The 26,161-nt window shown below is 62.8% G+C and carries 28 protein-coding genes; 12 read left to right on the forward strand and 16 right to left on the reverse strand.

Annotated elements, in window-relative coordinates; translation table 11 throughout:
• Positions 1–217 precede the first annotated feature (217 nt).
• The 12 genes from QUG01_RS14920 to QUG01_RS14975 all read right to left on the reverse strand — a co-directional run bounded on the left by QUG01_RS14920 (position 218) and on the right by QUG01_RS14975 (position 12,224).
• The gene (locus tag QUG01_RS14920) at positions 218–778 is read right to left on the reverse strand and encodes a glutathione peroxidase (RefSeq protein ID WP_307909905.1); all 561 of its coding nucleotides are present in this window, start codon (positions 776–778) and stop codon (positions 218–220) included.
• Positions 779–896: 118 nt separating this feature from the next.
• Complete coding sequence (gene trxA / locus QUG01_RS14925) at positions 897–1,259, reverse strand: thioredoxin (RefSeq protein ID WP_500830826.1); 363 nt, start codon at positions 1,257–1,259, stop codon at positions 897–899.
• Between the two features lie 132 nt (positions 1,260–1,391).
• Complete coding sequence (gltS, locus tag QUG01_RS14930) at positions 1,392–2,594, reverse strand: sodium/glutamate symporter (RefSeq protein WP_500830827.1); 1,203 nt, start codon at positions 2,592–2,594, stop codon at positions 1,392–1,394.
• A 232-nt stretch (positions 2,595–2,826) separates the two neighbouring features.
• Positions 2,827–3,771: a class I SAM-dependent methyltransferase gene (locus QUG01_RS14935; RefSeq protein ID WP_500830828.1), complete on the reverse strand. Its 945-nt coding sequence runs from the start codon at positions 3,769–3,771 to the stop codon at positions 2,827–2,829.
• Positions 3,772–3,849: 78 nt separating this feature from the next.
• Positions 3,850–4,380 (reverse strand): pantetheine-phosphate adenylyltransferase, encoded by a 531-nt coding sequence (gene coaD / locus QUG01_RS14940; RefSeq protein WP_043628250.1) that lies wholly within the window; start codon positions 4,378–4,380, stop codon positions 3,850–3,852.
• A 91-nt stretch (positions 4,381–4,471) separates the two neighbouring features.
• On the reverse strand, positions 4,472–4,879 hold the full coding sequence (locus QUG01_RS14945) for a VOC family protein (protein ID WP_500830829.1): 408 nt from the start codon (positions 4,877–4,879) through the stop codon (positions 4,472–4,474).
• A 104-nt stretch (positions 4,880–4,983) separates the two neighbouring features.
• Complete coding sequence (locus QUG01_RS14950) at positions 4,984–5,955, reverse strand: peptide ABC transporter ATP-binding protein (RefSeq protein ID WP_500830830.1); 972 nt, start codon at positions 5,953–5,955, stop codon at positions 4,984–4,986.
• The gene (locus QUG01_RS14955) at positions 5,948–6,928 is read right to left on the reverse strand and encodes an ABC transporter ATP-binding protein (RefSeq protein WP_103318139.1); all 981 of its coding nucleotides are present in this window, start codon (positions 6,926–6,928) and stop codon (positions 5,948–5,950) included. Before QUG01_RS14955 ends, QUG01_RS14950 begins: the two co-directional genes overlap by 8 nt.
• A 10-nt stretch (positions 6,929–6,938) precedes the next feature.
• Positions 6,939–7,859 (reverse strand): ABC transporter permease subunit, encoded by a 921-nt coding sequence (locus QUG01_RS14960; RefSeq protein WP_500830831.1) that lies wholly within the window; start codon positions 7,857–7,859, stop codon positions 6,939–6,941.
• A 13-nt stretch (positions 7,860–7,872) separates the two neighbouring features.
• Positions 7,873–8,901, reverse strand: a complete 1,029-nt coding sequence (locus QUG01_RS14965; RefSeq protein WP_071109704.1) for an ABC transporter permease subunit — start codon at positions 8,899–8,901, stop codon at positions 7,873–7,875.
• Positions 8,902–9,333: 432 nt separating this feature from the next.
• Complete coding sequence (locus tag QUG01_RS14970) at positions 9,334–10,929, reverse strand: ABC transporter substrate-binding protein (protein WP_199154561.1); 1,596 nt, start codon at positions 10,927–10,929, stop codon at positions 9,334–9,336.
• Positions 10,930–11,102: 173 nt separating this feature from the next.
• Positions 11,103–12,224, reverse strand: a complete 1,122-nt coding sequence (locus QUG01_RS14975) for a beta-ketoacyl-ACP synthase III (protein ID WP_500830832.1) — start codon at positions 12,222–12,224, stop codon at positions 11,103–11,105.
• A 288-nt stretch (positions 12,225–12,512) separates the two neighbouring features.
• On the opposite strand from QUG01_RS14975, the gene iscR reads away from it, so the two are divergent.
• The 12 genes from iscR (at position 12,513) to QUG01_RS15035 (ending at position 20,529) form a co-directional block, all read left to right on the forward strand.
• A complete protein-coding gene (gene iscR, locus QUG01_RS14980; RefSeq protein ID WP_500830833.1) occupies positions 12,513–13,010 on the forward strand; it encodes a Fe-S cluster assembly transcriptional regulator IscR in 498 nt (165 codons plus the stop codon).
• Between the two features lie 28 nt (positions 13,011–13,038).
• A complete protein-coding gene (locus QUG01_RS14985) occupies positions 13,039–14,256 on the forward strand; it encodes an IscS subfamily cysteine desulfurase (protein WP_500830834.1) in 1,218 nt (405 codons plus the stop codon).
• Between the two features lie 60 nt (positions 14,257–14,316).
• Positions 14,317–14,700: a Fe-S cluster assembly scaffold IscU gene (gene iscU / locus QUG01_RS14990; RefSeq protein ID WP_021478299.1), complete on the forward strand. Its 384-nt coding sequence runs from the start codon at positions 14,317–14,319 to the stop codon at positions 14,698–14,700.
• Between the two features lie 13 nt (positions 14,701–14,713).
• Positions 14,714–15,037, forward strand: coding sequence for an iron-sulfur cluster assembly protein IscA (gene iscA, locus QUG01_RS14995; RefSeq protein ID WP_043628271.1), 324 nt, complete (start codon positions 14,714–14,716; stop codon positions 15,035–15,037).
• 93 nt (positions 15,038–15,130) lie between these two features.
• Positions 15,131–15,658: a Fe-S protein assembly co-chaperone HscB gene (gene hscB, locus QUG01_RS15000; RefSeq protein WP_500830835.1), complete on the forward strand. Its 528-nt coding sequence runs from the start codon at positions 15,131–15,133 to the stop codon at positions 15,656–15,658.
• 46 nt (positions 15,659–15,704) lie between these two features.
• Positions 15,705–17,564 carry a Fe-S protein assembly chaperone HscA gene (gene hscA, locus QUG01_RS15005; protein ID WP_500830836.1) on the forward strand — a complete coding sequence of 620 codons (1,860 nt, stop codon included), beginning with the start codon at positions 15,705–15,707 and terminating at the stop codon, positions 17,562–17,564.
• Between the two features lie 9 nt (positions 17,565–17,573).
• Entirely contained in the window at positions 17,574–17,915 is a 342-nt protein-coding gene (fdx, locus tag QUG01_RS15010) for an ISC system 2Fe-2S type ferredoxin (protein WP_071109699.1), read from the forward strand.
• A gap of 16 nt (positions 17,916–17,931) precedes the next feature.
• Positions 17,932–18,126 (forward strand): Fe-S cluster assembly protein IscX, encoded by a 195-nt coding sequence (gene iscX / locus QUG01_RS15015; protein WP_261172749.1) that lies wholly within the window; start codon positions 17,932–17,934, stop codon positions 18,124–18,126.
• A gap of 127 nt (positions 18,127–18,253) precedes the next feature.
• Positions 18,254–18,889: a glutathione S-transferase family protein gene (locus QUG01_RS15020; protein ID WP_500830837.1), complete on the forward strand. Its 636-nt coding sequence runs from the start codon at positions 18,254–18,256 to the stop codon at positions 18,887–18,889.
• Between the two features lie 103 nt (positions 18,890–18,992).
• Positions 18,993–19,607, forward strand: coding sequence for a uridine kinase (gene udk / locus QUG01_RS15025; protein ID WP_043628282.1), 615 nt, complete (start codon positions 18,993–18,995; stop codon positions 19,605–19,607).
• 117 nt (positions 19,608–19,724) lie between these two features.
• Positions 19,725–20,039, forward strand: a complete 315-nt coding sequence (locus QUG01_RS15030; RefSeq protein ID WP_500830838.1) for a hypothetical protein — start codon at positions 19,725–19,727, stop codon at positions 20,037–20,039.
• Positions 20,040–20,076: 37 nt separating this feature from the next.
• Positions 20,077–20,529: an LEA/WHy family protein gene (locus QUG01_RS15035; protein WP_500830839.1), complete on the forward strand. Its 453-nt coding sequence runs from the start codon at positions 20,077–20,079 to the stop codon at positions 20,527–20,529.
• Between the two features lie 3 nt (positions 20,530–20,532).
• On the opposite strand, the gene QUG01_RS15040 is transcribed toward QUG01_RS15035, so the two are convergent.
• The 4 genes from QUG01_RS15040 to QUG01_RS15055 all read right to left on the reverse strand — a co-directional run bounded on the left by QUG01_RS15040 (position 20,533) and on the right by QUG01_RS15055 (position 26,129).
• Positions 20,533–20,973: a hypothetical protein gene (locus QUG01_RS15040; protein WP_043624873.1), complete on the reverse strand. Its 441-nt coding sequence runs from the start codon at positions 20,971–20,973 to the stop codon at positions 20,533–20,535.
• 106 nt (positions 20,974–21,079) lie between these two features.
• Complete coding sequence (locus QUG01_RS15045; RefSeq protein WP_500830840.1) at positions 21,080–22,963, reverse strand: methyl-accepting chemotaxis protein; 1,884 nt, start codon at positions 22,961–22,963, stop codon at positions 21,080–21,082.
• Positions 22,964–23,180: 217 nt separating this feature from the next.
• The gene (locus QUG01_RS15050) at positions 23,181–25,067 is read right to left on the reverse strand and encodes a methyl-accepting chemotaxis protein (RefSeq protein ID WP_500830841.1); all 1,887 of its coding nucleotides are present in this window, start codon (positions 25,065–25,067) and stop codon (positions 23,181–23,183) included.
• Positions 25,068–25,199: 132 nt separating this feature from the next.
• Positions 25,200–26,129 carry a LysR family transcriptional regulator gene (locus QUG01_RS15055; RefSeq protein ID WP_500830842.1) on the reverse strand — a complete coding sequence of 310 codons (930 nt, stop codon included), beginning with the start codon at positions 26,127–26,129 and terminating at the stop codon, positions 25,200–25,202.
• Between the last annotated feature and the right edge of the window lie 32 nt (positions 26,130–26,161).

Here is a 26,161-nt window from a genome sequence, read left to right on the forward strand (position 1 = left end):
CGCACCGGAAACCGTTTCGTTTCCGCTGTTTCGTTCGCTGCGTCAGCTGAGGAGGCGAACTATACGCCCGGGCCTGCACCTCGTCAACACCTTTTGCGAGAAAAAGTGAGATTTCTTCGCCACAGCCCTGCAAGCCGCTGATTTGAAAGAAAACTGAAATGACGCGATTAAAAGAAAAGACAACGCCGCCTGGCGGCGGCGCTATTCAAGGCAGGCTTCAAGGCTGTGTTTGAGCGGAGGATTGTGCCGCAGCGGGCTTCAAATAAGGCAGAAAAGCGTCCACCACCTCCGGCGCGTCGGGCTTGGTGCGGGTATTGATGCTGATGACCTTGCTGGCGCCCGGCAGGATCAGATACTTGTGGAAATTCCACATCGGCGCGTCGTCGGTGGCGGCGATCAGCGCCTTGAAGAAAGGCTGGGCGTCGCCGCCCCGGACATGCCCCTTGCCGGCCATCGGAAAGGTCACGCCATAGTTGGCCTGGCAGAACGCGCCGATCTCGCTCGGCTTGTCCAGTTCCTGATAAAAATCGTTGCTCGGGAAGCCGATGACCATCAGGCCGCGCGGCCCGTACTGCTTATATAACGACTCCAGCTGGGTGAACTGCGGGGTGAAGCCGCAGTGACTGGCCGTATTGACCACCAGCACCGGCCGGTCCGCATACTGGCAGAGATTGATTTCGCCCCCCATCAGACCGGGCACCGTGTAATTGAGCAGAGACGGGCAACTGGCCAGCGCCGCTTGCCCCCACAACAGCAATAGCACACTCCAACGCTTCATGATGCCTCCCAGCCGAACGCGCTTCAGCTTCGGCGCAATACCACATAATAAGAATAGGGCAATGCGCCCTCGCCTGCCCTATCGTCTCACATTACATCCACCGCCTGCCGCCATCCTGTCATTCTTGCTGGCTGGCGATATCCGCCCTCACCTTATCCATATCCAGCTCGCGCAGCCCCTGGATCAGCTGCTCGAACTGGGCGCCCATCATCGCGCCGGCCTGGTTGAACACCATGATGCCATCCTTGATGGCGATAAGCGTCGGAATGGAGCGGATATTGAAATGGCTGGCCAAGTCGCGCTCGTCTTCGGTATTGATCTTGCCGAACACGACGTCGGCGTGCTTCTCTGAAGCCGCCTCGAATACCGGGCCGAACATCTTGCAAGGACCGCACCATGGCGCCCAGAAGTCGAGGATGACCAGCCCCTCTTCCTTCATATTGGCGTTGAAATTGTCGGCGGTGAGGTTGATATAAGACATAGCTGCTCTCTTTCGCTATCGTGTGGCCCGCCAGCGGCGGACCGTCTTGAGATCAACATATGAGCGCGGCAAGCCCATTGCAAGCCATCGCCCTGGTTGAATTTTTCTATTTCCCCGATAGCCCCGACCCTGTCAGCCGATGAACGGCAACGCCAGATACAGCTTGATCACGATGGCGTTGACGATATCGATGAAGAAGGCGCCCACCATCGGCACCACCAGAAAGGCCAGATGCGACGGGCCGAAGCGCTCGGTCACCGCCTGCATATTGGCGATGGCGGTGGGCGTGGCGCCCAGGCCGAAGCCGCAATGGCCGGCCGCCAACACCGCCGCGTCGTAGTTGCGCCCCATCATGCGGAAGGTGACGAACACCGCGTACAGCGCCATCGCCATCGTTTGCAGCAATAGCAACGCGAAGATAGGCAACGCCAGCGCCGCCAGGTCCCATAGCCGCAGCGACATCAAGGCCAGCGCCAGGAACAGCGACAGGCTGACATTGCCCAGCACCGACACCTCGCGCTCGAAGATCTTGTACCAACCGAGCGCCGCCAGGCCGTTGCTGATCAGCACGCCGACGAACAGCACGCAAACGAAAGTGGGCAGCTCGAACGCTGTTCCCTTCAATAGCGAGCCGATGAAGGTGCCGCCCAGCAGGCAGACGGCGATCAGCGCCAGCGTCTCGATGAAGGAATGCGGCGTGATCAGGCGTTGCGCGTCCGGCTGCTCGAAGCCCTGCGGCGGCTGGTCGCTATTGTGCTCCGCGCCCGGCGTCTTGACCCGCTTGACCAGGAAGCGCGCCACCGGGCCGCCGATCAAGCCGCCCAGCACCAGGCCGAAAGTGGCGCAGGCCATCGCCAGCTCGGCGGCAGAAGCCAGGCCATAGGTGTCGCTGAAGGTGCCGCTCCATGCCGCGCCCGTGCCATGGCCGCCGGACAGCGTGATCGAACCGGCCAATAGTCCCATCAGCGGGTCCAGCCCCAGCGCGCTGGCCACGGCCACGCCCAGGGTGTTCTGCACCAGCAACAGGCCGACCACCACGCCGAGGAAGATGCCTACCGTCTTGCCGCCCTGCTTCAGGCTGGCCAGGTTGGCGTTCAGGCCGATGGCGGCGAAAAAGGCCAGCATCAGCGGCGTTTGCAGCGAGGTGTCGAAACGGACCTCTATGCCGGAAAACTGGCGCAAGGCCAGCAGGCAGGCGGCGACGACCAGGCCGCCGGCGACGGGTTCGGGAATGTTATATGTGCGCAGCACGCCGGTATGGGCGACCAGTTTGCGCCCTAGCAGCAGGACGAGAGAGGCAGCCACCAGGGTGCCGTAGAAATCAAGCTGGATCATCGTTTCTCCTGTTGTCGTTTTGAGCGAAAGCGCGCACGCGCCGCGACACAGACAGACCGATGATGAAAGGAAGGCATGGCGCATTCCGCATCTTGCCGCGCGCGGCAAGGCGACACACAGGCCGCCGGCTGGCCAGTCGGCGGCTCCATGCGGAAACGCGCTGTGCTATTCGAGTGGACGGCGCAGGAGAAAGTTCGCGTAAAAACGTTTTACAATCAGCGCGATGCGCCCATCAAGCGCGGCTGATGCGCCAGCACTGGTGGATCTTGCGATTGCGGAAGTCTTCCGGCACCGATTGCGCGCTGAGGTCGCGGATCTGGTAATCGTCGCTCAGCCGCTGGTCCAACTGGAAAGTGCGCAGATTATTGGAGAAATACAGCCAGCCCCCCGGCGCCAGCAAGGCCATGGCGTAGTCGATCAGCCAGACGTGGTCGCGCTGCACGTCCAGGATGTCGCGCATCTTCTTGGAGTTGGAGAAGGTGGGCGGGTCCATCACGATCAGATCGAACTGTTTGCCCTCGTCCACCGCCTGCTCCAGATACTGGAACACATCGGCGCGGACCAGCTGGTGCTTGTCCAGGTCCAGGCCGTTCAGCTCGAAATTGCGGCGCGACCAATCCTGGTAGGTATTGGACATGTCCACGGTTTCCGAGCTGACCGCGCCGCCGGCGCCGGCATAGACGGTGAAACTGCCAGTGTAGGCGAACAGGTTCAGGAAACGTTTGCCGGCCGCCTCTTCCCGCACCCGCTTGCGGGTATTGCGGTGGTCCAGAAACAAACCCGTGTCCAGATAGCGGTCCAGATTGACGATGAAGCGCTGGCCGAACTCTTCGACCACAAAGTCGTCTCCCTCGCGGCCCACTTTCTCGTACTGGCTGACCCCCTTCTGCCTGCGGCGGTTCTTCAGCGTCACCGCCGCGGCCGGGATGCCGGTCACCTGCTCGATGGCCGCGGCCACCGCGTCGATCCAGGCGCGATACTCGTCGTCGCCCATTTCCCAGCCGGTGTCGTATTCCTGCAGATGCACTTTGCCGCCGTAGAGGTCGACGGCGAACGGAAACTGCGGCACGTCCTTATCGTAGACCCGCCAGGCATCCAGCCCCTGACGGCGCGCCCATTTGGCGTAATGCTTGTAGTTCTTGGCCAGACGGTTGGCGAAGGCGCTGACATCCTGCATGAAAAATCCTCGAAGCGGCAAAGCAAAGCGCCAGCCGAGGGCTGGCGCGACATTCGGTTCAGGCCTGCATTATAAGGCCTATTGCGGGGAATACATCTCCAGCATCTTGCGGTACACCGGCTCCGGCAGGTACTGGCGAATCACACCCTCCCAGCCGCGCGGCCCGATCAGCCCCTTGACCATGGTCGAGGATACCTCGGCGTACTCGCGCGGCGGCAGCAGGAACAAGGTGGTGATGTCCGGATGCAGGTCGGAATTGATATAGCGCATCGTGCGCTCGTATTCGTAGTCGCTGGCGGTGCGGATGCCCCGGACGATATAGTTGGCACCGACGCTTTGCGCGTAATTCACCAGAAACTGATTTTCGAAGACCTCGACTCTCAGCTTGCTGAATCCGGCAGTCACCTCGCGCAGCAGCGCAACCCGCTGCTCTGCGCTGAAAGTGCAATGCTTGTCGGGATTGACGCCAACGGCGACGATCAGCTCGTCAAACAATTCCACCGCCTCTCGTATCATCCACAAGTGGCCATTGGTCACCGGGTCAAAGCTGCCGGCATAGACGGCTCGTTTCAATTGACGTTTTCCTCGGGCTTTGAGTGCGTGTTCCATGGCGAATGTATCTCGCGAAGGCGGGGTGGTAAAGGAATTTTTGTGCGACGCGGCAAAAAACTGCCGCGCCGGGAGGGCCGTCAAGAAAAGATCATAATTGGCAGTTGACCATCCAGCTGACGCCGAATTTATCACTAAAGCAGCCAAAAAGCGCGTTCCAGAACGTTTTGCTCAGCGGCATCGTCACCTGGCCGCCTGTGCTCAGCGCGGCAAAAACCCTTTCCGCCGCCGCGGTGTCGCCCTCCAGGTTGATCGACAGCGTGATCTGCTGGCCAGACGCCACCGGCCGGTCGGTGTCTGAAATCATCAGCGCATTGGCGCCGAAAGTCAGTCTGGCGTGCATCACCCAGTTCGGATCGATGCCGCCCATCGACGGCATATCCTTGGGCGCGTCGGCGTAACGCATCAGCATGGCGATCTGGCCGCCCAGCGCCTCGCGGTAGAAATTCAGCGCCTGCTCGGCCTGGCCGTTGAAGTGCAGATAAGGGTGAAGATGCATGATCCGCCTCCGTAGTGGGTGAGCTTTCAGTGTAGCCGCACATGCCGGCGAAAAATGAAAAGCCCGCAACGGTGGCCATTGCGGGCTGACGTGCGCGATGGAACTCAGCCGTTGATCTCTTCCGCGCGGTGACAGGCCACCATGCGCTGATCCAGCTCGCGCAACTGCGGCACTTCGGCCTTGCAGCGCTCATTGGCGTGCGGGCAGCGCTTGTGGAACGCGCAGCCGGACGGCGGATTGAGCGGACTCGGCAATTCGCCCTCGATCTTGATCTTGATGCGGCGATCCTCCGGATGGATGGACGGCGTGGCCGACAACAGCGCCTGGGTGTACGGATGCAAGGGGCGTCCGTAGACGCGGGACTTGTCGCCCACCTCCACCGCGCGGCCCAGATACATCACCATCAGGTCATTGGCCACGTGCTCCACCACCGCCAGGTTGTGCGAGATGAACACATAGGCGGTGTTGAACTCCTCCTGCAAATCCATGAACAGGTTCAGCACCTGCGCCTGAATCGATACGTCCAGCGCCGAGGTCGGCTCGTCCGCCACCACGATCTTCGGGTTCAGCATCATGGCGCGGGCGATGGCGATGCGCTGGCGCTGGCCGCCGGAAAACATGTGCGGATAGCGGAAGTAGTGCTCCGGACGCAGACCGACCCGCGTCATCATGGCGCGCACTTTTTCCTCGCGCGCCTTGGCCGACAGATCGGTATTGATCAACAGCGGCTCCGACAGCTGATCGCCTATCTTCTGGCGCGGATTCAAGGAGCCGTAAGGGTTCTGGAACACCATCTGCACCTTGCGGCGCATGGCTTTCAGTTCGGCGCTGCCGGCCTGGGCGGCATCCTGGCCGTCCAACAGCAGCGAGCCGGACGTCGGCTGCTCGATCAGCGTCAGCTGGCGCGCCAGCGTGCTCTTGCCGCAGCCGGACTCGCCCACCACCGCCAGCGTGCGGCCGGCTTCCAGTTCAAACGAAACGCCAGCCAGCGCCTTCACCTGCGCCTTGGGCTTGAACATGCCCTGCGCCACATCGTAGTAACGGGTCAGATCCCTTGCTTGCAAAACCTTAGCCATGCTGCTTCTCCTTGGCCGGCAACGGGTAGTGGCAACGCACCGCGCCATGCGCATGGGCGGTCAGTCCGGGCCGCTGGCTGCGGCAATTGTCCTGCGCGTACGGGCAGCGCGGAGACAACAGGCAACCGCTAGGGCGGTCGTACTGCCCCGGCACGATGCCCGGCAGCGTGGACAGGCGGCGCGCGCCCTTGCTGTGCTCCGGAATGGACATCAGCAAGGCCTCGGTGTACGGGTGAGTCGGATGGCGGAAGATTTCCGGCACCGTGCCCATCTCCGCCACCTGGCCGGCATACATCACCACCAGCCGCTGCGCGACTTCGGCCACCACGGCCAGATCGTGGGTGATCAGGATCAGGGCCATGTTCTGGCTCTTCTGCAAGGACACCAGCAGTTCCATGATCTGCGCCTGAATGGTGACGTCCAGCGCGGTGGTCGGCTCGTCGGCGATCAACAGCTTGGGATTACAGGCGATAGCCATGGCGATGGCCACACGCTGGCTCATGCCGCCGGACAGCTGGTGCGGATACGCGTCCAGACGGGTGGCGGCGGCGGGAATCTCCACCAGCTGCATCAGCTCCAGCGCGCGCGCCTTCAGCGCCGCGCCGCGCAGGCCCTGATGCACCTTCAGCACTTCCATGATCTGGTAGCCGACGGTGTAGCTGGGGTTCAGCGCCGTCATCGGATCCTGGAAGATCATCGAGATATCCTTGCCGACGATCTTACGGCGGCCGCGCGCCGAGATGGTCAGCAGATCCTTGCCGTCGAAGGACAATTCGTCGGCGACGATGCGGCCCTGCCCTTCCAACAGGCCCATCATGGCCATCATGGTGACCGACTTGCCGGAACCGGACTCGCCGACAATCCCGACGATCTCGCCCTGATCGACCGACAGCTCCAGCCCTTCCACCGCGCGGAACGGATTTTTTTCCGATCCGAACTCCACGGACAGATTCTTGATTTGCAACAGACTCATATTCTTATCCTCAGGCGGCGCGCTTCAGTTTCGGGTCCAGCGCGTCGCGCAGGCCGTCGCCCATCAGGTTGATCGCCAATACCGATAGCAGGATGGTCAGGCCGGGCAAGGTCACCACCCACCACGCGCTCTCGATGTAGTCGCGGGCCGAGGCCAGCATGGTGCCCCACTCGGCGGTCGGCGGCTGCACGCCCAGGCCCAGGAAGCCCAGCGCGGCGATTTCCAGAATCGCGGAGGAGAAACTCATGGTGGCGTGCACGATCAAGGGCGCCATGCAGTTCGGCAGCACGGTCACGAACATCAAGCGGAACAGGCCGGCGCCCGCCACGCGCGAAGCCACCACGTAGTCGCGGTTCAGCTCGGTCATGGCGGAGGCGCGCGTCAGGCGCACATAGGCCGGCAGCGAAACCGTGGCGATGGCGATCATCGCATTGGTCAGGCCGGGGCCGAGGATGGCCATGATGGCCACCGCCAGCAGCAGCGACGGCAGGGCCATCATGATGTCCATCAGGCGCATGATGGACGCGCCCAGCACCTTGGGGAAGAAGGCGGCGAGCAAGCCCAGGATCACGCCCGGCACCAGCGCCATCACCACCGACATCAGGCCGATGAACAGCGACAGCCGCGCGCCGTAGATCAGGCGCGACAGGATGTCGCGGCCCAGCTCGTCGGTGCCGAACAGGAATTGCATGCTGCCGCCGGCCTCCCAGGACGGCGGGGTCAGCAGGTGGTCGCGATACTGCTCGATCGGGCTGTACGGCGCCAGCAGCGGCGCCAGCAGCGCACAGGTGACGATGAAGACCACGAAGACGAGGCCGGCGACCGCGCCCTTGTTGTGGGAAAAGCCCTGCCAGAACTCCTTCAGCGGAGACGGATAGGACAGCGCCAGGTCGGCCGGCTGAGCGGCCGCGGTTTGCTTGGTTTGGCTCATATTGCGTCCCTGCTTACTTGGCGTGACGGATGCGCGGATTGGCGATGCCGTACAGGATGTCGACGATGAAGTTGGTGACGATCACCAGCGTGGCCACCATCAGGATGCCGTTCTGCACCACCGGGTAGTCGCGGCGGCCGATGGCGTCGATCAGCCATTTGCCGATGCCGGGCCAGGAGAAGATGGTCTCGGTCAGCACCGCGCCGCCCATCAACGTGCCCACCTGCAGACCGATCACCGTCAGCACCGGGATCAGCGCGTTGCGCAGGGTGTGGATGAAGATGACGCGGGCCGGAGACAGGCCCTTGGCGCGCGCGGTGCGCACGTAGTCTTCGCGCAGCACTTCCAGCATGGACGAACGGGTCATCCGGGCGATCACCGCCAGCGGAATGGTGCCCAGCACGATGGACGGCAGGATCAGGTGGCTCAACGCGCTCTTGAACGCGCCGGCATTGCCCTCGGGGTCGGCCGACTCGGCCAGCCAGCTGTCGATCAGCATGAAGCCGGTGCGCGGATGAATGTCGAACATCAGGTCCATGCGGCCCGATACCGGCGTCCAGCCCAGCTTGACCGAGAAGAACATGATCAGGATCAGGCCCCACCAGAAGATGGGCATGGAAAAGCCGGTCAGCGAGATGCCCATCACGCCGTGATCAAACAGCGAGCCGCGCTTGATCGCCGCCAGCACGCCGGCCAGCAGCCCCCACACGATGGCGAACAGCAGCGCCGACAGCGCCAGCTCCAGCGTGGCGGGGAACAGCGTTTTGAACTCGGTCCAGACGCTGCTCTTGGTCACCAGCGACTCGCCCAGGTTGCCATGCAGCAGATTGACTATGTAGTCGAAATACTGGGCGTACAAGGGCTTGTCCAAGCCCAAACGGTGCAGCGCCTCGGCGTGCATCTTGGGGTCGAGCGTGCGCTCGCCCACCATCACTTCCACCGGGTCGCCGGGAATCATGCGGATCAGGCCGAATGTCAGCAGCGTAATGCCGAAAAAGGTGGGCACCAGAAGGCCCAGCCTGCGCAAGATGAATGAAAACATGGATAACTCTCCCGGGCGCGGACGATGCCAACATCGCGCGCGCCGTCTGACTGCTAGAGACATGGCGAGCAGGAAATCGACACGGGGAAATACGGGGAGAGAACTGGGCCGCCGCGCGAGGCGCGACGTAAAGAGGACAGGGTGCCGGGCGGCGGACGGCAACTAAACCACCCACCAGCATTAGCTGCATCCACCACTCCGGCGAAACAGACGATATCAGTCCGACCGCCGCGAGGGATTGACGCAGGTCAAACCGGCGTCATGCCGGCTGCCTTGCCCTGGCCTTGCTTCTAGCTTCTACCTTGATTCCCGTGCAGATACTGCCATGCCGGACCACCGCTCTCTCTACATGGATTGCTGATGAGGCCGGCACTTGTTGCAAGCGGCGGAGCTAGGCCCCGCCGCCATGGTCATGCCTGGTTCAGGCAAGGTTTACTTGACGCTGACGCCATAGAAGGAGTTCAGGCCAAACGGGCTGACCTTGAAGCCCTGCACCGACTTCAGCATCGGCTGATTGACGGTGGAGTGGGCGATGGTGGTCAGCGGCACTTGCTGCTTCACGATCTCCTGCGCCTTCATGTACAGCTTGGTGCGCTCGGCGACGTTAGCGGTGCTCTTGCCCTTCTGGATCAGGTCTTCGAACGGCTTGTAGCAGAACTTGGAGAAGTTGTTGCCGTTCATGGCGTCGCAGCCGAACAGCACGCCCAGCCAGTTGTCCGGATCGCCGTTGTCGCCGGTCCAGCCGATCAGCATGGAGTCATGCTCGCCGGCCTTGGCGCGCTTCAGATACTCGCCCCACTCGTAGGAGGTGATCTTGGCCTTGACGCCGATCTTGGCCCAGTCGGACTGGATCATTTCCGCCATCAGCTTGGCATTGGGGTTGTACGGACGCTGCACCGGCATCGCCCACAGGGTGATGTCGAAGCCGTTGGGGTAGCCCGCCTTGGCCAGCAGGGCCTTGGCCTTGGCCGCGTCGTACGGCGCGTCCTTCAGGTTCTTGTTGTACGACCACTGGGTCGGCGGCATCGGGTTGGTGGCCGCCTGGCCGGCGCCCTGGTACACCGCCTGCAGGATGGCCTTCTTGTTGATGGCCATGTCCAGCGCCTCGCGCACTTCCAGCTTGTCCAGCGGCTTGTGCTTGACGTTGTAGGCCAGGTAGCCCAGGTTGAAGCCGGCCTGGGAGATCACTTTCATCTTCGGATCGGCCTTCATCGCGGCGATGTCGGTCGGACGCGGATAGGTGGTGATCTGGCACTCGCCGGCCTTCAGCTTCTGGTAGCGCACCGAGGCGTCGGTGGTGATCGCGAACACCAGATTGTCCACCTTCGGACCATCAGCCTTGTCCCAGTAATCCTTGTTGGCGGCAAAGCGGATCTGCGCATCCTTCTGGTAGCGCTTGAAGATGAACGGACCGGTGCCCACCGGCTGCTGGTTGATCAGCTGCGGCTTGCCGTCCTTCAGCAGCTTGTCGGCGTATTCCGCGGACTGGATCGAGGCGAAGCTCATCGCCAGGTTTTGCACAAAGGCGGCGTCGATCTTCTTCAGCGTGAACTTGACGGTGTACGGATCCACCTTCTCGACCTTGACGATGTTTTCGTCCATGCCCATGTCGGTGAAGTACGGGAACTCGGTCGGGTAAGCCTTGCGGAACGGATTGTTCTTGTTGAGCATCCGGTCGAAGGTGAACACCACGTCATCGGCGTTGAATTCGCGCGTCGGCTTGAAGTAGTCGGTGGTCTGGAACTTCACGCCCTTGCGCAGATTGAAGGTGTAGGTCAGGCCATCGGCCGACACTTCCCACTTTTCTGCCAGGCCCGGAATCACCTTGGTGCCGCCGCGCTGGAATTGCACCAGACGGTTGAACACGGTTTCGGCCGAGGCGTCGAAATCGGTGCCGGAGGTGTATTGGCCCGGATCGAAACCGGCCGGGCTGCCCTCGGAACAGAACACCAGGGTGCCGGCGGCATGCGCCGCCAATGAAGTTCCCGCGAACGCGCCAAGCACCAAAAGCTTTTTGAAAGCTTGCATAAATGTTTCCCTTCCCTTTGTACAGACCATCAGTTGGGTCTTTTTTGCTATTGAACCGAAATCTTGGATTCGGCTGGTGGGGATACATTATGCACAGAGGGCGCTTTTGACAAGCGCCCTCTGGCTTTTTTATGGCATTGTCGGCCGTTGCAGGCACTTCAGCGGAGCCGCGCTCACCGTTTGCGCAACACCACGGAGCCGACGGAATAGCCCGCCCCGAAAGAACTGATGACGCCAACATCGCCGGCTTGCAAATCATTGGAATGCAGATGGAAGGCAATCACCGAACCGGCGGAACTAGTGTTGGCGTAACGGTCCAGAATCACCGGCGCCTCCACCGCGTCGGCCTCGCGCCCCAGCACGCGCCGGGCGATCAGCTGGTTCATCGCCAGGTTGGCCTGATGCAGCCAGAAACGGCGCACCGCCGACGGCTCAATGTCCAAAGACTCCAGATGGGCGACGATATGCTCGCCAACCATCGGGCATACTTCTTTGAATACCTTGCGCCCCTGCTGCACAAACAGCTTGTCGGGCTGGCCGACGCCACTTTCGTCGCACCGGTTCAGGAAGCCGAAATTATTGCGGATATTGTTGGAAAACACCGTGGCCAGCTTGCAGCCGAGCACTTCGTAGCGCTGCGCCGAGATCGCCGCGTCGGCGCGCTCCAGCAGCACGGCGGTGCAGGCGTCGCCGAAGATGAAGTGGCTGTCTCGGTCGCGGAAGTTCAGGTGGGCGGAACAGATCTCCGGATTGACCATCAGCACCGCCCGCGCCTGGCCAGTGGCCACCGCATTGACGGCGGTCTGGATGCCGAAGGTGGCCGACGAGCAGGCCACATTCATATCGAAGGCATAGCCGGCTATGCCCAGCGCCTGCTGCACCTCGACCGCCATCGCCGGATACGGCCGCTGCATATTGGAGCAGGCGACAATCACCATGTCGATGTCGGCGGCGCTGCGGCCGGCCGCTTCCATGGCCTGGCGGGCAGCGGCCACGGCCATCTCGGCCTGCAGCGACAGCTCTTCGTTGGGCCGTTCCGGCAGATACGGCGTCATCCTGGCCGGATCGAGCACGCCGCTCTTGTCCATCAAAAAGCGTTGCTTGATGCCGGATGCCTTCTCGATGAATTCGGCGCTGGATTCGGCCAGCGGCTCCAGCGCGCCGGCTTCGATTTCGGCCTGATGAGCCGCGTTATGGTTGCGGACGAAGGTGTTGAACGCCTCGACCAACTCCTCATTGCTGACGGCATGGGGCGGGGTGAACAACCCCGTGCCGCTGATGACGACCTTGTGCATTGTGCTTGTATCCTCGCGCTTCCCCGCAGGGTGGACATGGCGGCGGCATCGTCTGCCGCCGCGTGGCGATTCCCCACGCATGCCGACAGCGGCACAACCGTCCCGATATTGCAGCGATTTTACACAAGCGCATGGACAAACACTAAAAATCCATAGCCCCGTCCGGCTTAAACCAAGTAAAATGCTCAACTTTGACCTTCCGGTGACCGGGATCGGCCTCACAATACTTGACTAAAATAGTCGGATATTGAGTATAATGGCGACAACCACCCACCGGAACAGAACATCATGCGCCTCACCACCAAAGGACGCTTCGCCGTCACCGCCATGCTGGATCTGGCCATGCGCGAGGAGCGCGGCCCGGTCACGCTGGCCGGCATCAGCGAACGCCAGAACATCTCGCTGTCCTACCTGGAACAACTGTTCGGCAAACTGCGCCGCGCCGAGCTGGTTGACAGCGTGCGCGGCCCCGGCGGCGGCTACACCCTAGCCAAAGAAATCCAGGACATCTCGGTGGCCGACATCATCGTCGCCGTCGACGAGCCGGTGGACGCCACCCAATGCGGCGGCCGCGAAAACTGTCGCGGCAGCCAGCGCTGCATGACCCATGACTTGTGGACCAACCTCAACGTCACCATTTTCGATTACTTGTCCAAGGTGAGCCTCGCCAGCCTGGTGGAGCAACAGCACGCCCAGGAAGAGCACGCCAAGGAAACCAGCGTGGTGCAGGACAAGCGCGACAGCTGCGGCAGCAAGCACGCAGCCGCCGCCGGCAGCGCCCTGTAAGCGCCTGAAAATCTTGCGGAGATAATGTATGAGCCAGCTCAAGCTACCGATCTATCTGGATTACTCGGCCACCACCCCGGTGGACCCGCGCGTCGCCGAAAAGATGATTCCCTATCTGACCGGCAAGTTCGGCAACCCCGCCTCGCGCAGCCACAGCTTCGGCTGGGAAGCGGAAGAGGCCGTCGAAAACGCGCGCGCCGAAGTGGCCAAGCTGATCGGAGCCGACCCTAAAGAAATCGTCTGGACCTCCGGCGCCACCGAGTCCGACAACCTGGCGATCAAGGGCGCGGCCCAGTTCTACAAGAGCAAGGGCAAGCACATCATCACCGTCAAGACCGAGCACAAGGCGGTGCTGGACACCTGTCGCGAACTGGAGCGCCAGGGCTTCGAAGTGACCTATATGGACGTGCAGGAAAACGGCCTGCTGGACATCGACGCCTTCAAGGCGGCCATCCGTCCGGATACCATCGTGGTGTCCGTGATGTACGTGAACAATGAAATCGGCGTGATCCAGGATATTCCGCAGATCGGCGAGATCTGCCGCGAAAAAGGCATCATCTTCCACGTCGACGCCACCCAGGCGCCGGGCAAGGTCAAGATCGACCTGAACACCCTGAAGGTGGATCTGATGAGCCTGTCCGCGCACAAGGCCTACGGCCCCAAGGGCATCGGCGCGCTGTACGTGCGCCGCAAGCCGCGCGTGCGCCTGGAAGCGCAGATGCACGGCGGCGGCCATGAGCGCGGCTTCCGCTCCGGCACCCTGGCCACCCACCAGATCGTCGGCATGGGCGAAGCCTTCCGCCTCGCCCGCGAGGAAATGGACAGCGAGAACGAGCGCATCCGCATGCTGCGCGACCGGCTGTGGAACGGCATCCAGGACATGGAAGAGGTGTACATCAACGGCGACATCGACCAGCGCGTGCCGCACAACCTCAACGTCAGCTTCAACTTCGTCGAGGGCGAAAGCCTGATCATGGCCATCAAGGACCTGGCCGTGTCCAGCGGCTCCGCCTGCACCTCCGCCTCGCTGGAGCCGTCCTACGTGCTGCGCGCCCTGGGCCGCAACGACGAAATGGCGCACAGCTCCATCCGCTTCACCTTGGGCCGCTTCACCACCGAAGAGGAAATCGACTACGCCATCGCGCTGTTGAAGTCCAAGATCGGCAAGCTGCGCGAACTGTCGCCGCTGTGGGAGATGTACAAGGACGGCGTGGACCTGAACAGCGTTCAATGGGCGGCGCATTGAGCCGATAACCAGTTACCGGCCGCGGCGGCCTAGTCGCCGCGGCCTTGCAGGAGCAAGAAAATGGCATACAGCGAAAAAGTGTTGGATCACTACGAAAATCCGCGCAACGTCGGCTCGTTCGACAAGGGCGACGACAGCATCGGCACCGGCATGGTCGGCGCGCCGGCCTGTGGCGACGTGATGAAGCTGCAGATCAAGGTCGGCGCCGACGGCGTGATCGAAGACGCCAAGTTCAAGACTTACGGCTGCGGTTCCGCCATCGCCTCCTCGTCGCTGGTGACCGAGTGGGTGAAGGGCAAGTCTCTGGACGAGGCACTGACGATCAAGAACACCGCCATCGCCGAAGAACTGGCGCTGCCGCCGGTGAAAATCCACTGCTCCATCCTGGCCGAAGACGCGATCAAGGCCGCGGTGGAAGACTACAAGCAGAAGCACGGCAAGTAAGCGGAGGCGACCGATGGCACTGACTCTTTCCGAACGCGCCGCCGCCCATATCAGCGCCTTTATCGCCAAGCGCGGCAAAGGCCTGGGCGTGCGCCTGGGTGTGAAAACCTCCGGTTGCTCCGGCATGGCCTACAAGCTGGAATTCGTCGATGTCGAAAACAGCGACGACGTGCGTTTCGAAAGCCACGGCGTGGCGATCTTCACCGACGCCAAGAGCCTGGCCTATCTGGACGGCACCGAGCTGGACTACGCCAAGGAAGGTTTGAACGAAGGCTTCAAGTTCAACAACCCCAACGTCAAGAACGAGTGCGGCTGCGGCGAAAGCTTCAACGTCTGATTGCCGATACCGTCGCCGGGCGGAGCTTGGACGCGCAAGCCGTCATGCTCCGCCTGTGTTTTTCCGGCTCCTCCCTTCGCTCCGGACGCATAGATGAACCACGATTTCAATCAGGACTTCTTCGCCCTGTTCGGCCTGCCGCGCCGTTTCGCGCAGGATGCCGCCGCGCTTGACGCCGCCTGGCGCGCCGCCGCCGCCCAGGTTCACCCGGACCGCTATGCCAGCGCCGGCGACGCCGAGAAGCGCAGCGCGCTGATGCTGGCCACCCGCGTCAACGAGGCGTATCAAACCCTCAAGTCGCCGCTGAACCGCGCACGCTACCTGTTGCAGCTGTCCGGCGTCGACACCCAGGAAGAGAACAATACCCGGATGCCGGCGGATTTCCTGATGGCGCAGATGGAATGGCGCGAGGACATAGACGACGCCCGCGCCAGCATGGACGCGCTGGAGTCGTTGTCGCGCCGGCTGCGCGGCGAGGTCAAGGCCATGCAGGCCGAGCTGGAAACGGCGCTGGACGCGCGCGGCGACTTGGACTGCGCGGCCGTTCTGGTGAGAAAATTGCGCTTCATGGAAAAGCTGGACCAGGAAATCGGCGACGCCATCGAGAGCCTGCTGGACTGAGCTCCCTTCGCGACGCCGCCCTGAGCAACGACATAAAGATCACGACATGGCCTTACTGCAAATCGCCGAACCCGGCCTCTCCGCCGCTCCCCACCAACACCGCCTGGCCGTTGGCATAGACCTTGGCACCACCAATTCGCTGGTGGCCACCGTCCGCAGCGGCGCCTCCGTCATCCTGCCGGACGAGCATGGCCGCAGCCTGCTGCCGTCGGTGGTGCGCTATGGCGACGAAGGCGTGCTGGCTGTGGGCTACGACGCCCAGCGCGAGCAGAACCGCGATCCGCACAACACCGTGGTTTCGGCCAAGCGCTTCATGGGCCGCGGCATCAGCGACATCAAGGACATCGGCAGCCTGCCTTATCGTTTCGTGGACGCGCCGGGCATGGTGCAACTGGTCACCCGCGCCGGCGTCAAGAGTCCGGTGGAAGTGTCGGCCGACATCCTGCGCGCCTTGAAAGACCGCGCCGAAGCCAGCCTGGGCGGCGAGCTGACCGGCGCGGTCATCACAGTGCCGGCTTACTTTGACGATGCCCAGCGCCAGGCCACCAAGGACGCCGCGCGCCTGGCCGGCCTCAATGTGCTGCGCCTGCTCAACGAACCCACCGCCGCCGCCATCGCCTACGGCCTGGACAACGCCAGCGAAGGCACCTACGTCGTCTACGATCTGGGCGGCGGCACGCTGGACGTGTCCATCCTGAAGCTGACCCGCGGCGTATTCGAGGTGCTGGCCACCAGCGGCGACTCGGCCCTGGGCGGCGACGACTTCGACCACCGCGTATTCTGCTGGATGCTGGAATCGGCCGGCCTGTCCGGCCTGTCGGCCCACGACATGCGCCTCTTGCACACCCGCGCCCGCGAAGCCAAGGAAGCGCTGACCGACCACGCCAGCACCCGCATCACCGCCATCCTGTCGGACGGCCAGTCGCTGGACCTGGAGCTGGACCAGGCCACGCTGCATGCCATCACCAAGACGCTGGTGGACAAGACGCTGCAGCCGGTGCGCAAGGCCCTGCGCGACGCCAGGATCACGCCCGAGGACATCCAGGGCGTGGTGATGGTGGGCGGCGCCACCCGCATGCCGCACGTGCAAAAAGCTGTGGCGGACTACTTTGGCCGCGCCCCGCTGACCAATCTGGACCCGGACAAGGTGGTGGCGCTGGGCGCCGCCATCCAGGCCAATGTGCTGGCCGGCAACAAGCAGGACGACGAGTGGCTGCTGCTGGACGTGCTGCCGCTGTCGCTGGGCATCGAGACCATGGGCGGCCTGACCGAGAAGATCATCCCGCGCAACAGCACCATCCCGGTGGCGCGCGCGCAGGACTTCACCACCTTCAAGGACGGCCAGACCGCCATGTCCATCCACGTGCTGCAGGGCGAACGCGAGCTGGTCTCCGACTGCCGCAGCCTGGCCAAGTTCGTGTTGACCGGCATCCCGCCGATGGTGGCCGGCGCCGCGCGCATCCGCATCACTTTCCAGGTCGATGCCGACGGCCTCTTGTCCGTCACCGCGCGCGAGCAGACTTCCGGCGTGGAAGCCAGCATCGAGGTCAAGCCGTCCTACGGCCTGTCCGACGACGAAATCAGCCGCATGCTGACCGACTCCATGGCCAACGTGCAGGAAGACATCGAGGCGCGCAAGCTGCGCGAGGCCATCGTCGATGCCGAAAGCCTGCGCGACGCGACACGCAACGCCTTGGAACAGGACGGCGATCTGCTGGATGAGTCCGAACGCGCCGCCGTGGAAGCCGCCGTCGCCGCCGTTGACGCCGCCATCGCGGCCGCCGAGACCCGCCGCGTCAACGAAGCCAGCGCCGCGCTGAACCACGCCACCGAAACCTTCGCCGCCCGCCGCATGGACCGCAACATCCGCCGCGCGCTGAAGGGCCACAAGATTACCGATTTGTAAGGACTCGCCATGCCGCGAATCATTGTTCTGCCCCATCCCGACCTGTGCCCCGAGGGCGCGGTGATCGACAACGCCGAAACCGGACAAAGCATCTGCGACGCGCTGCTCGCCCACGACATCGAAATCGAGCATGCCTGTGAGATGTCCTGCGCCTGCACCACCTGCCACTGCATCGTGCGCGAAGGCGGCAATTCGCTGAACGAGGCCGACGAGCTGGAAGAAGATCTGCTGGACAAGGCCTGGGGCCTGGAAGCGCAATCGCGCCTGTCCTGCCAGGCCATCGTCGCCGACGAAGACCTGGTCATCGAAATTCCCAAGTACACGATCAACCACGCCAGAGAGCACCATTGAAGGGAGGGCAAGCAGCATGAAATGGACCGACGTTAACGACATCGCCATCGAACTGGCCGAAACCCATCCCGAGGTAGACCCCAAGTCCGTGCGCTTCGTCGATCTGCACAACTGGGTGGTGGACCTGCCCGGCTTTGACGACGACCACAGCCGCGGCGGCGAGCGCGTGCTGGAGGCGATTCAGCAGGCATGGATAGACGAGGTGGAATAAACCACTTTCGCATCAAGGCCCCGCCAAGCGGGGCCTTCGTCATGGCGGCGCGTGTCAATCCGGCGCAGCGGGTTTATCATCGGCGAATACGCGCCGGCGCTGGGCCGGCAACCGACACGGAGCCGCCATGTTCACCCTCATCATTGGCAACAAGAACTACTCCTCTTGGTCGCTGCGTCCCTGGCTGGTGCTGAAGATGCTGGACGAGCCGTTCAAGGAACAGCAGATCGACCTGTTCCTGTCCGACACCAAGGCGCGCATCCTGGCCGCCAATCCGGCCGGCAAAGTGCCGGTGCTGGTGGACGGCAAGCTGCGGGTTTGGGATTCGCTGGCCATCTGCGAATATCTGGCCGAGTGCTTTCCCGCCGCGCGCTTGTGGCCGGACGACGCCAAGCTGCGCGCCGTCGCCCGCTCCATCGTGGCGGAAATCCATTCCGGCTTTGAGGCGCTCCGGCGCAGTTTGTCCATGGACATCACCCTGCGGCAGATCGATTACGAAAGCTCGCCGGCGGTGGAGGCCGACATCGCGCGCGTCATTTCGCTATGGGAAGAACACCGCGCCAGCCATATCGCCGACGGCGATTTCCTGTTTGGCCATTTCACCATCGCCGACGCCTTCTTCGCGCCGATCTGCACCCGCTTCCAAACCTATAACGTCGCGCTGCCTCCGGCTTCCCAGGCTTACGTGCGCCATATTCTCAGCCTGCAGGCCATGCAGGAGTGGTATCGGGCGGCCGAACAGGAAAATAACAGGCCTGCTTGATGAATCGTGGTCGAAAGGTGTCGCAAATCGAGTGGAACAACGCGCCATAAGTCATTAGAATGGCGCGTTTTTTATATTTTCATTACATCAAGGAAATCCGAACATGAGCACCCCGTTCATCATTGGCGTTGCTGGCGGCAGCGGCAGCGGCAAAACCACGGTTACCAACAAGGTGCTGGAAACCATTGGTTCCGAGATGGCGGCGGTAATCATCCAGGACTACTACTATCGCGACCAGAGCCACCTGACTTTCGAGCAGCGCCTGGGCACCAACTACGACCACCCGCAGGCGTTCGACTGGCCGCTGCTGATCTCGCATATCGATGATCTGCGCAACGGCCGCGCCATCGAGATGCCGGTGTACGACTTCGCCAACCACACCCGCTCCGACCAGACCGTCACCGTGCAACCGGCGCCGGTGATCGTGATCGAAGGCCTGTTTCCGCTGTACGACGCCGCGCTGCGCGAAATGATGTCGCTGAAAATCTTCGTCGATACCGATTCCGACGTCCGCTTCATCCGCCGCCTCAAGCGCGACATCGCCGAGCGCGGCCGCACCATGGAAAACGTGATCGAGCAATACCTGACCACGGTGCGCCCGATGCACAATCAGTTCATCGAGCCGACCAAGCGCTTCGCCGATGTGATCCTGCCGCACGGCGCCAATGACCCGGCCGTGGACATCATCACCACCAAGGTGGCCAGCCTGATGGTGTGACTGACGTCCGCCCGCCAAGCCGCCTCCGGGCGGCTTTTTGCTGCCTGCTTGACGCCAGCCGCAGCCGGGCACAACATCGCCTGCGCGCCGCACGGCGCATTCTCAACAAGGACAATCATGCATACGATCAAACCGCGCAATCCGCTGGCTTGCGCGCCGATATTGAAAAAAGGCGGGGCGCATGCGGCCAGCCGCTCCGGACAGCGCCATGCGCAAAAACAGGCGCTGTGGGCTGAACTGCAGGACTGGAACGAATGGGATGACCATCCGCTCGCCGCAAGCCAGGGCGAAGCCGACGCCGAAGAGGCGTTTTTGGCGAACGCAGCCGCAAAAGCAACAGGCCATCCTTTAGATGGCCTGTTGCTTTTGCGCGCTGGCACGCTAACAATTCCGCACAATGCATTTACACAATGCGACATGCGCTGCCAGTAGAATGCGCTTTCGCCATTGCAAATTGGATCACCGCCTCATGAAATGGATCGCCACCACGCTGCTGATGCTGCTGCTTGCCGGCTGCGGCAGCATGGGCCTGAAAAAACCGCAAGTCAGCCTCAGCAATATCGAACCGGGCAAGAGCACGCTGTTCGAACAAAACTTTCTGGTGACGCTGCGCATCAGCAACCCCAACTCTATCCCCCTGAAAGCCAATGGCCTGACCTTCGAAGTAATGGTGGCCGGCGAGAAACTGGGTACCGGCATGAGCGATCAGCCGATCTCCATCCCGGCCAACGGCGAAGGCCAGGTGCAGCTGCAGGTGCGAACCTCGTTGGCGGGCTGGATACGCCAGCTGGCCAACTGGCAGCAGTTGCCGGGCGGCAAGCTGGACTACGATGTCCACGGCCAGTTGCAAGGGCTGAACGGTGTGGCGGACCTGCCGTTCGAAAGCAAGGGGCAGTGGCAACTGCCCGCGCTGAAAAAATAGGCTTTAACGCTGCAAGGGGGCGACGCAGTCGTTGCCCTCGAAGCTGACGCTGAGCACTTCCTGCGTTTTCTTGTCGACCACAAAATTGGTGGCGCAGCGGTACTGGTAGGTGCCGCCGCCGCTGAAACCATTGCTGACCCAACGCCCCGGCGTTTCGATCACCTTGGCTTGGCCGTTGTTGTCGGTGACGGTCACCTTGGTGCCGGGCTCGTAACGGGTATTCTCGGTCAGCGGTTGCTGCACCGTGCTTTCTTTCACATACGAATACAGCGTATTGCCATTGGGCATTTGCATGGTCTTGGTGGGCGGCCCCCATACGCTCAACATTTCGTTGGCGTCGCGGCCCTGCCAGCGATATACCTTTTGCGCGTAGCCTTCCTGGGTGGGAATCATGGAGCAGCCGGCCATGCCCAGCAGCAACAGCGGTAACAACAGCTTGTTCATTGTCAGCCTTTTTCTTGTCCGATACGCATCACGCCGTCCATTTTCCCGTCTGAGCATGAAAAACGCCAGCCCAAGGGCTGGCGTGGCAAATCAAACCATCTGATTTTTACAATTTGAAGCGGCTGAACGCCTGTTGCATGCTGCGCGCCACCCCATCCAGCGCATTCAGCGTTTGCTGCGCCTCCTGCAGGGCGGCATCGGAATCGAGGATCTTGTTGTTGATCGACTCGGTGCTCTGCGCCATCGCCGTGGTGGCGTTGTGCTGCTCGCCGGTGGACAGGGCGACATCGCCTATCTTGTCCACTACCTGCCCCATCGCGCGGGTGATGTCCACCAACCGTGAACGCGCCTGTTCGGTCTGGCTGGCGCTGCTGTCCACCGACTGGATGGTGCGCTCCATATTGCCCACCGCCTTGCCGGTTTCGGACAGAATGTTCTGCACCATATTGCCGATCTCCACCGTGGCCGTGCCGGTGCGCTCCGCCAGCTTGCGCACCTCGTCGGCCACCACGGCGAAGCCGCGGCCCTGCTCCCCGGCGCGCGCGGCTTCGATCGCGGCGTTCAGGGCCAGCAGATTGGTCTGATCGGCAATGTCGCGGATCACGCTGGTGATCTTGGAAATCTCCTGCGAACGCTGCTCCAGCGCCGCCAGCAGGCCGGCCAGCTCGCCCACCGACAGGCTGGTGCGCGCCATCTCGCCGCTGATGCGCTGCAGCTCCTCGGCGCTGGCCTGGGAATGGGCGCCGGTATCGCGCGCCAGCTCGTCGGTTTCACGGGTGGCGTCGGCGATGTGCGAGATGCTGACGGTCACTTCTTCAATCGCCGCCGCGTTGGAGCTGGAAATATCGGCCAGCGCATGCGAATCCTCGGCCACCTTGGCCACCACCGCGCCGACGGAGATCACGCCCTGGGTCAGCTGTTCGGCTTCGCCGCGCAGTTCACGGAACATGCGGTTCAATCGCTCGACGAACTGGTTGAAGGCCTCGGCCATCTGCGCCACCTCGTCTTCCCCTTCCGCGCGGATGCGGCGGGTCAGATCGCCCTCGCCTTGCGAAATCTCGCGCAGCGCGTCGCGCACCTGGATCAAGCCCTTCAGCAAACGCCCCAGATACGAACCCGCCAGCAGCAGCATCACCACCAGCACCACCAGCAGTTCGATCACCATATCGACCATCATCTGCCGCAGCGGCGCATCGCGCAGTTCGCTGTCCACCACCACGCCCAGCACCCAGTCGCTGCCCTCCACCTGGCTCAGGCGCAGCAGGCGGCGTCCGCCGTCCAGCTCCACCTCGGCCGCTTCCTTTTTGTCCAACAGGCTGGCGATGTGGTCGGCATCCATGCCCGGCATCAAGTCGGACAGCGGCTTGAGCGCGGTATCGGCCTTGGGATAGGCGATCAGTTTGCCATCCTTGCCCATCAGGAATACAAAGCCATTGCCCGGCAAAGACACGGACAAGACCGATTTCACCAACTGGCCGATGGCGATGTCGCCGCCGACCACCTTGTTGCCGGCCGGCAAGGCCTGGGCCACGGTGATGACCAGATCGTTGATGGTGGCGCTGGCGGGCTTGTATGGCGGCGTGACAATGACGCCGCCCTTGGCCTTGGCGGTCTTGAACCAGCCGCGCGAAGCGGGATCGTATTCGGGGCTGGGCTTCTGCTTGCCGGGGATGGAATAGACCATGCCCTTGGTGTCGCCGTCGCCGACGAAAATCTGGATATAGCCGCCGGCCTCGGCCAGCTGCTGCAGATAGAGGGTGGGATCGGCTTCTCCGCCATGGCGCACCGCGCTGGAAATGATCTGCCGGCGCTGCTCCAGCCAATTGGAGACGAAGCGCTGCTGTCCGCTGATGGCCAGATCGAGCTGGGCATCGATGCTGTCGGACAGATTGCTGCGGAATTTCAGATAGGCGCTGACGGCTGTGGCGCAGGTGGCGACCAGTATGGCCAGCGCCAACAGCAGGGCGATCTTGCTTCGGATGGATTTCATGGCATTGCGCTTTTCATCGACGATGGGCCGGCCCCACACCGCCCGCGCAGAACCTGCGCTGGCAGCGAGCCTCAAAACGCGGCAAATTGTAAATCACAGTTACAAATTGCGCGACCAGTCGTAAGCAAAATAATCCAACATCCTGACCAGCAGACAAGCAATAACCAGCCGACATGTCGCTTCCGCCACACTGCCGGCCGGCTGCTGCTCGATCTTGTTATAGCTTGAAACGTCCAAACGCGTCTTGCATGGTGCGCGCCACGCGACGCAAATCCTCCAGCGTCTGCATCGCGCCCTGCAGCGCGGCGTCGGAATCCAGAATCTGGTTGTTGATCGACTCGGTGCTTTGCGCCATCGCCGTGGTGGCGTTGTGCTGCTCGCTGGTGGACAAGGCCACGTCGCCGATCTTGTCTATCACCTGCTGCATGGCGTCGCTGATGGCGATCAGGCGGCCGCGCGCCTGGCTGGTCAGTTCCACGCTGGTATCCACCGCGCCCACCGTGCGCTGCATATTGCCCACCGCCTTGCCGGTTTCGCTGAGGATGTTCTCCACCATATCGCTGATTTCCACCGTCGCCTTGCCGGTGCGCTCCGCCAGTTTGCGCACCTCGTCCGCCACCACGGCGAAGCCGCGGCCCTGTTCGCCGGCGCGGGCCGCCTCGATGGCCGCGTTCAGCGCCAAGAGATTGGTCTGATCGGCGATGTCGCTGATCACGCTGGTGATCTTGGAAATCTCCTGCGAGCGCTGCTCCAGCGAGCCCAGCAGCGCAGACAGCTCGCCTACGGACTGGCTGGTATGCTCCATCTCGGTGCTGATGCGCTGCATGTCGCCGGCGCTCTCGCGCGAGTGCTCGCCGGTGTTGCGCGCCAGCGAATCGGTTTCGCGCGTCGCATCGGCGATGTGCGAGATGCTGACGGTCACTTCTTCAATCGCCGCCGCGTTGGAGCTGGAAATATCGGCCAGGCGATGCGAGTCGTCGGCCACCTGCTTGACCGCGCCGCCGACTTCGATCACGCCTTGCGCCAGTTGCTCGGCCTCGTCGCGCAGTTCGCGGAACATGCCGTTCAAACGGCCGACAAACAGGTTGAACGCCTTGGCGGTCTGCGCCACTTCGTCATCGCCTTGCACATCGATGCGGCGGGTCAGATCGCCCTCGCCCTGCGCGATCTCCTGCATCGCGTCGCGCACCTGGACCAGGCCGCGCAACAGCTTGGCCAGATAACCGGAGCTGAGCGACACCAGCACCAGCAGCACCACAGCCACGCCGCCGGCGATCAGCCAGATCAGCTGCGTCACCGGCGCCAGCACCGCGGCTTCGTCCGCCGCCACCGCCAGCACCCAATCGGTGCCCGGCACCTGGCGCAGCACCACCAGGAAGGTCTTGCCCTCGATCTCCAGCGGCGTCACTTCGCCGCTGTTCACCAGTTGCTGGAAACGGTTGTCGTCCAAAGCCGGGATCAACTCGCCAATCGGCTTCAGCTCCTGGCCCGGCTTGGGATAGGCGATGACCTTGCCCTGGCGGGTCAGCAGGAAGGCGTGGCCGTCGCCCGCCAGCTTGATGTCCAGCACCGACTTCACCAGCTTCTCGATCAGGATGTCGCCGCCGACGACGATTTCCTGGCCCGGCGCCTTGTCGGCGATGGTGATCACCAGCTTGTCCTTGGTTTCCGGCTCGGAGTCTTTGTACGGATCGGTGACGATCACGCCGCCGGCGGCCTTGGCCTGCTGGTACCACGGCCGCTGCGCCGGCTGGTATTCGGCGCTGGGCTTGGCGCGGCCGGGCACGGAGTAGAACATTTCGCCGCTGTCGCCGTGGCCGGCGTAGATGATGTTGAAACCGCCGCCCTTGGCGATCTGCTGCAGATAGTAGCTGGCCTGCGGATCGCCGGCGCGGCTGAGGCTGGCGCCGATCAGATTCTTGCGCACCATCAGCCATTCCGACACCAAGCCGCCTTGCAATTGCTGCACCTGGGTGACTTCGCGTTTGGCCTCGTCGTAGGCGTGGTTGCGGATATTCAGGCAAGCGAGAATGGTGACGCTGAGGGTGGCCACCAGAATGGAGGCCGCCGTCAGCAGCATGAGCTTGTGTCGGATGGAGCGCATGATGATAAGCCGATACTGATATAAAAGGCTTATTATCCGGCATGCTGGCTGCGGCGCATTGTTAAAAATAACATTCTATTTAAATAATAACGGCAAATTTCAATCATTATTGTTTAAAAATGGCAATAAAGCTTAATCGCGCCATTCTGCGCTCTGTTGCCACAGCAGGCTGTCGATGAACTGCAGCAGGGGATCGGCGTCGCGGCGCGGATGCCAGACATGCTCCACTTCTATCGCCAGATCGGCGTCGTCTATGCGCCGCCAGCGCAGGCCGGCGTCTCCTCCCCGCAACACTTGCGCGATCAAATCCGGCAGCACCGCCACCGCCGGCAGCCGCTCCAGCAGCAAGGGAATCGCCAGCAGGCTGGCGGTGGAGGCGATCACCCGCCGCGCCTGGCCATGCGCGCGCAGATAGTCGTCCACCAGGCTGGCGTCGTTGCCGATATACGAGGTGTACAAATGCGGCGGCCGCGCCAGCTGGGCCGCATCCAGCAAGGGCGGCAGCGCCAGGCGGCCCGCGTGGTGCACGCAGACGAAGCGGCTGCGGAACAAACGCCGCCGGCTCAAGCGCTCCGGCAATTGCGGAAAATGGCCGATGGCGCCGTCGATGCGCCGCTCGTCCAGCGCGGCCGGCACCTCCGACGCCGGCATCGCCAGCACCTGCAGGCATAGGCCGGGCGCTTGTTCTTGCAAATCGGCGATCAAGCGCGGCAACAACGCCGCCTCCAGCAAGTCCGGCATCGCCAGCCGGTACGCGCCGGCAAGACGGGACAGGTCGAACGGCTGCGGCGCAATCAGTTGCTGCGCCTGCGCCAGCCATGCCTCCAGCTGCGGCAGCAAGGCCTCGGCATACGGCGTGGGCACCATGCGCCGGCCATCGCGGCACAACAGCGGGTCGCCGCACTGTTCGCGCAGTCGCTTCAGGATATGGCTGACCGCCGGCTGGCCCAGGCACAGCCGCTCCGCGCTCTGGCTGACGCTGCGCGTGCTCAGCAGCGTGTGCAGCACCACCAGGCTGTTCAGATCGAGGCGGCGCAAGCGCAGGGCATCAATATCATTCACAGTAATACATCCAATGAAAACGATCGATTTTA

This window comes from Chromobacterium sp. CCUG 76385 (assembly GCF_059916625.1).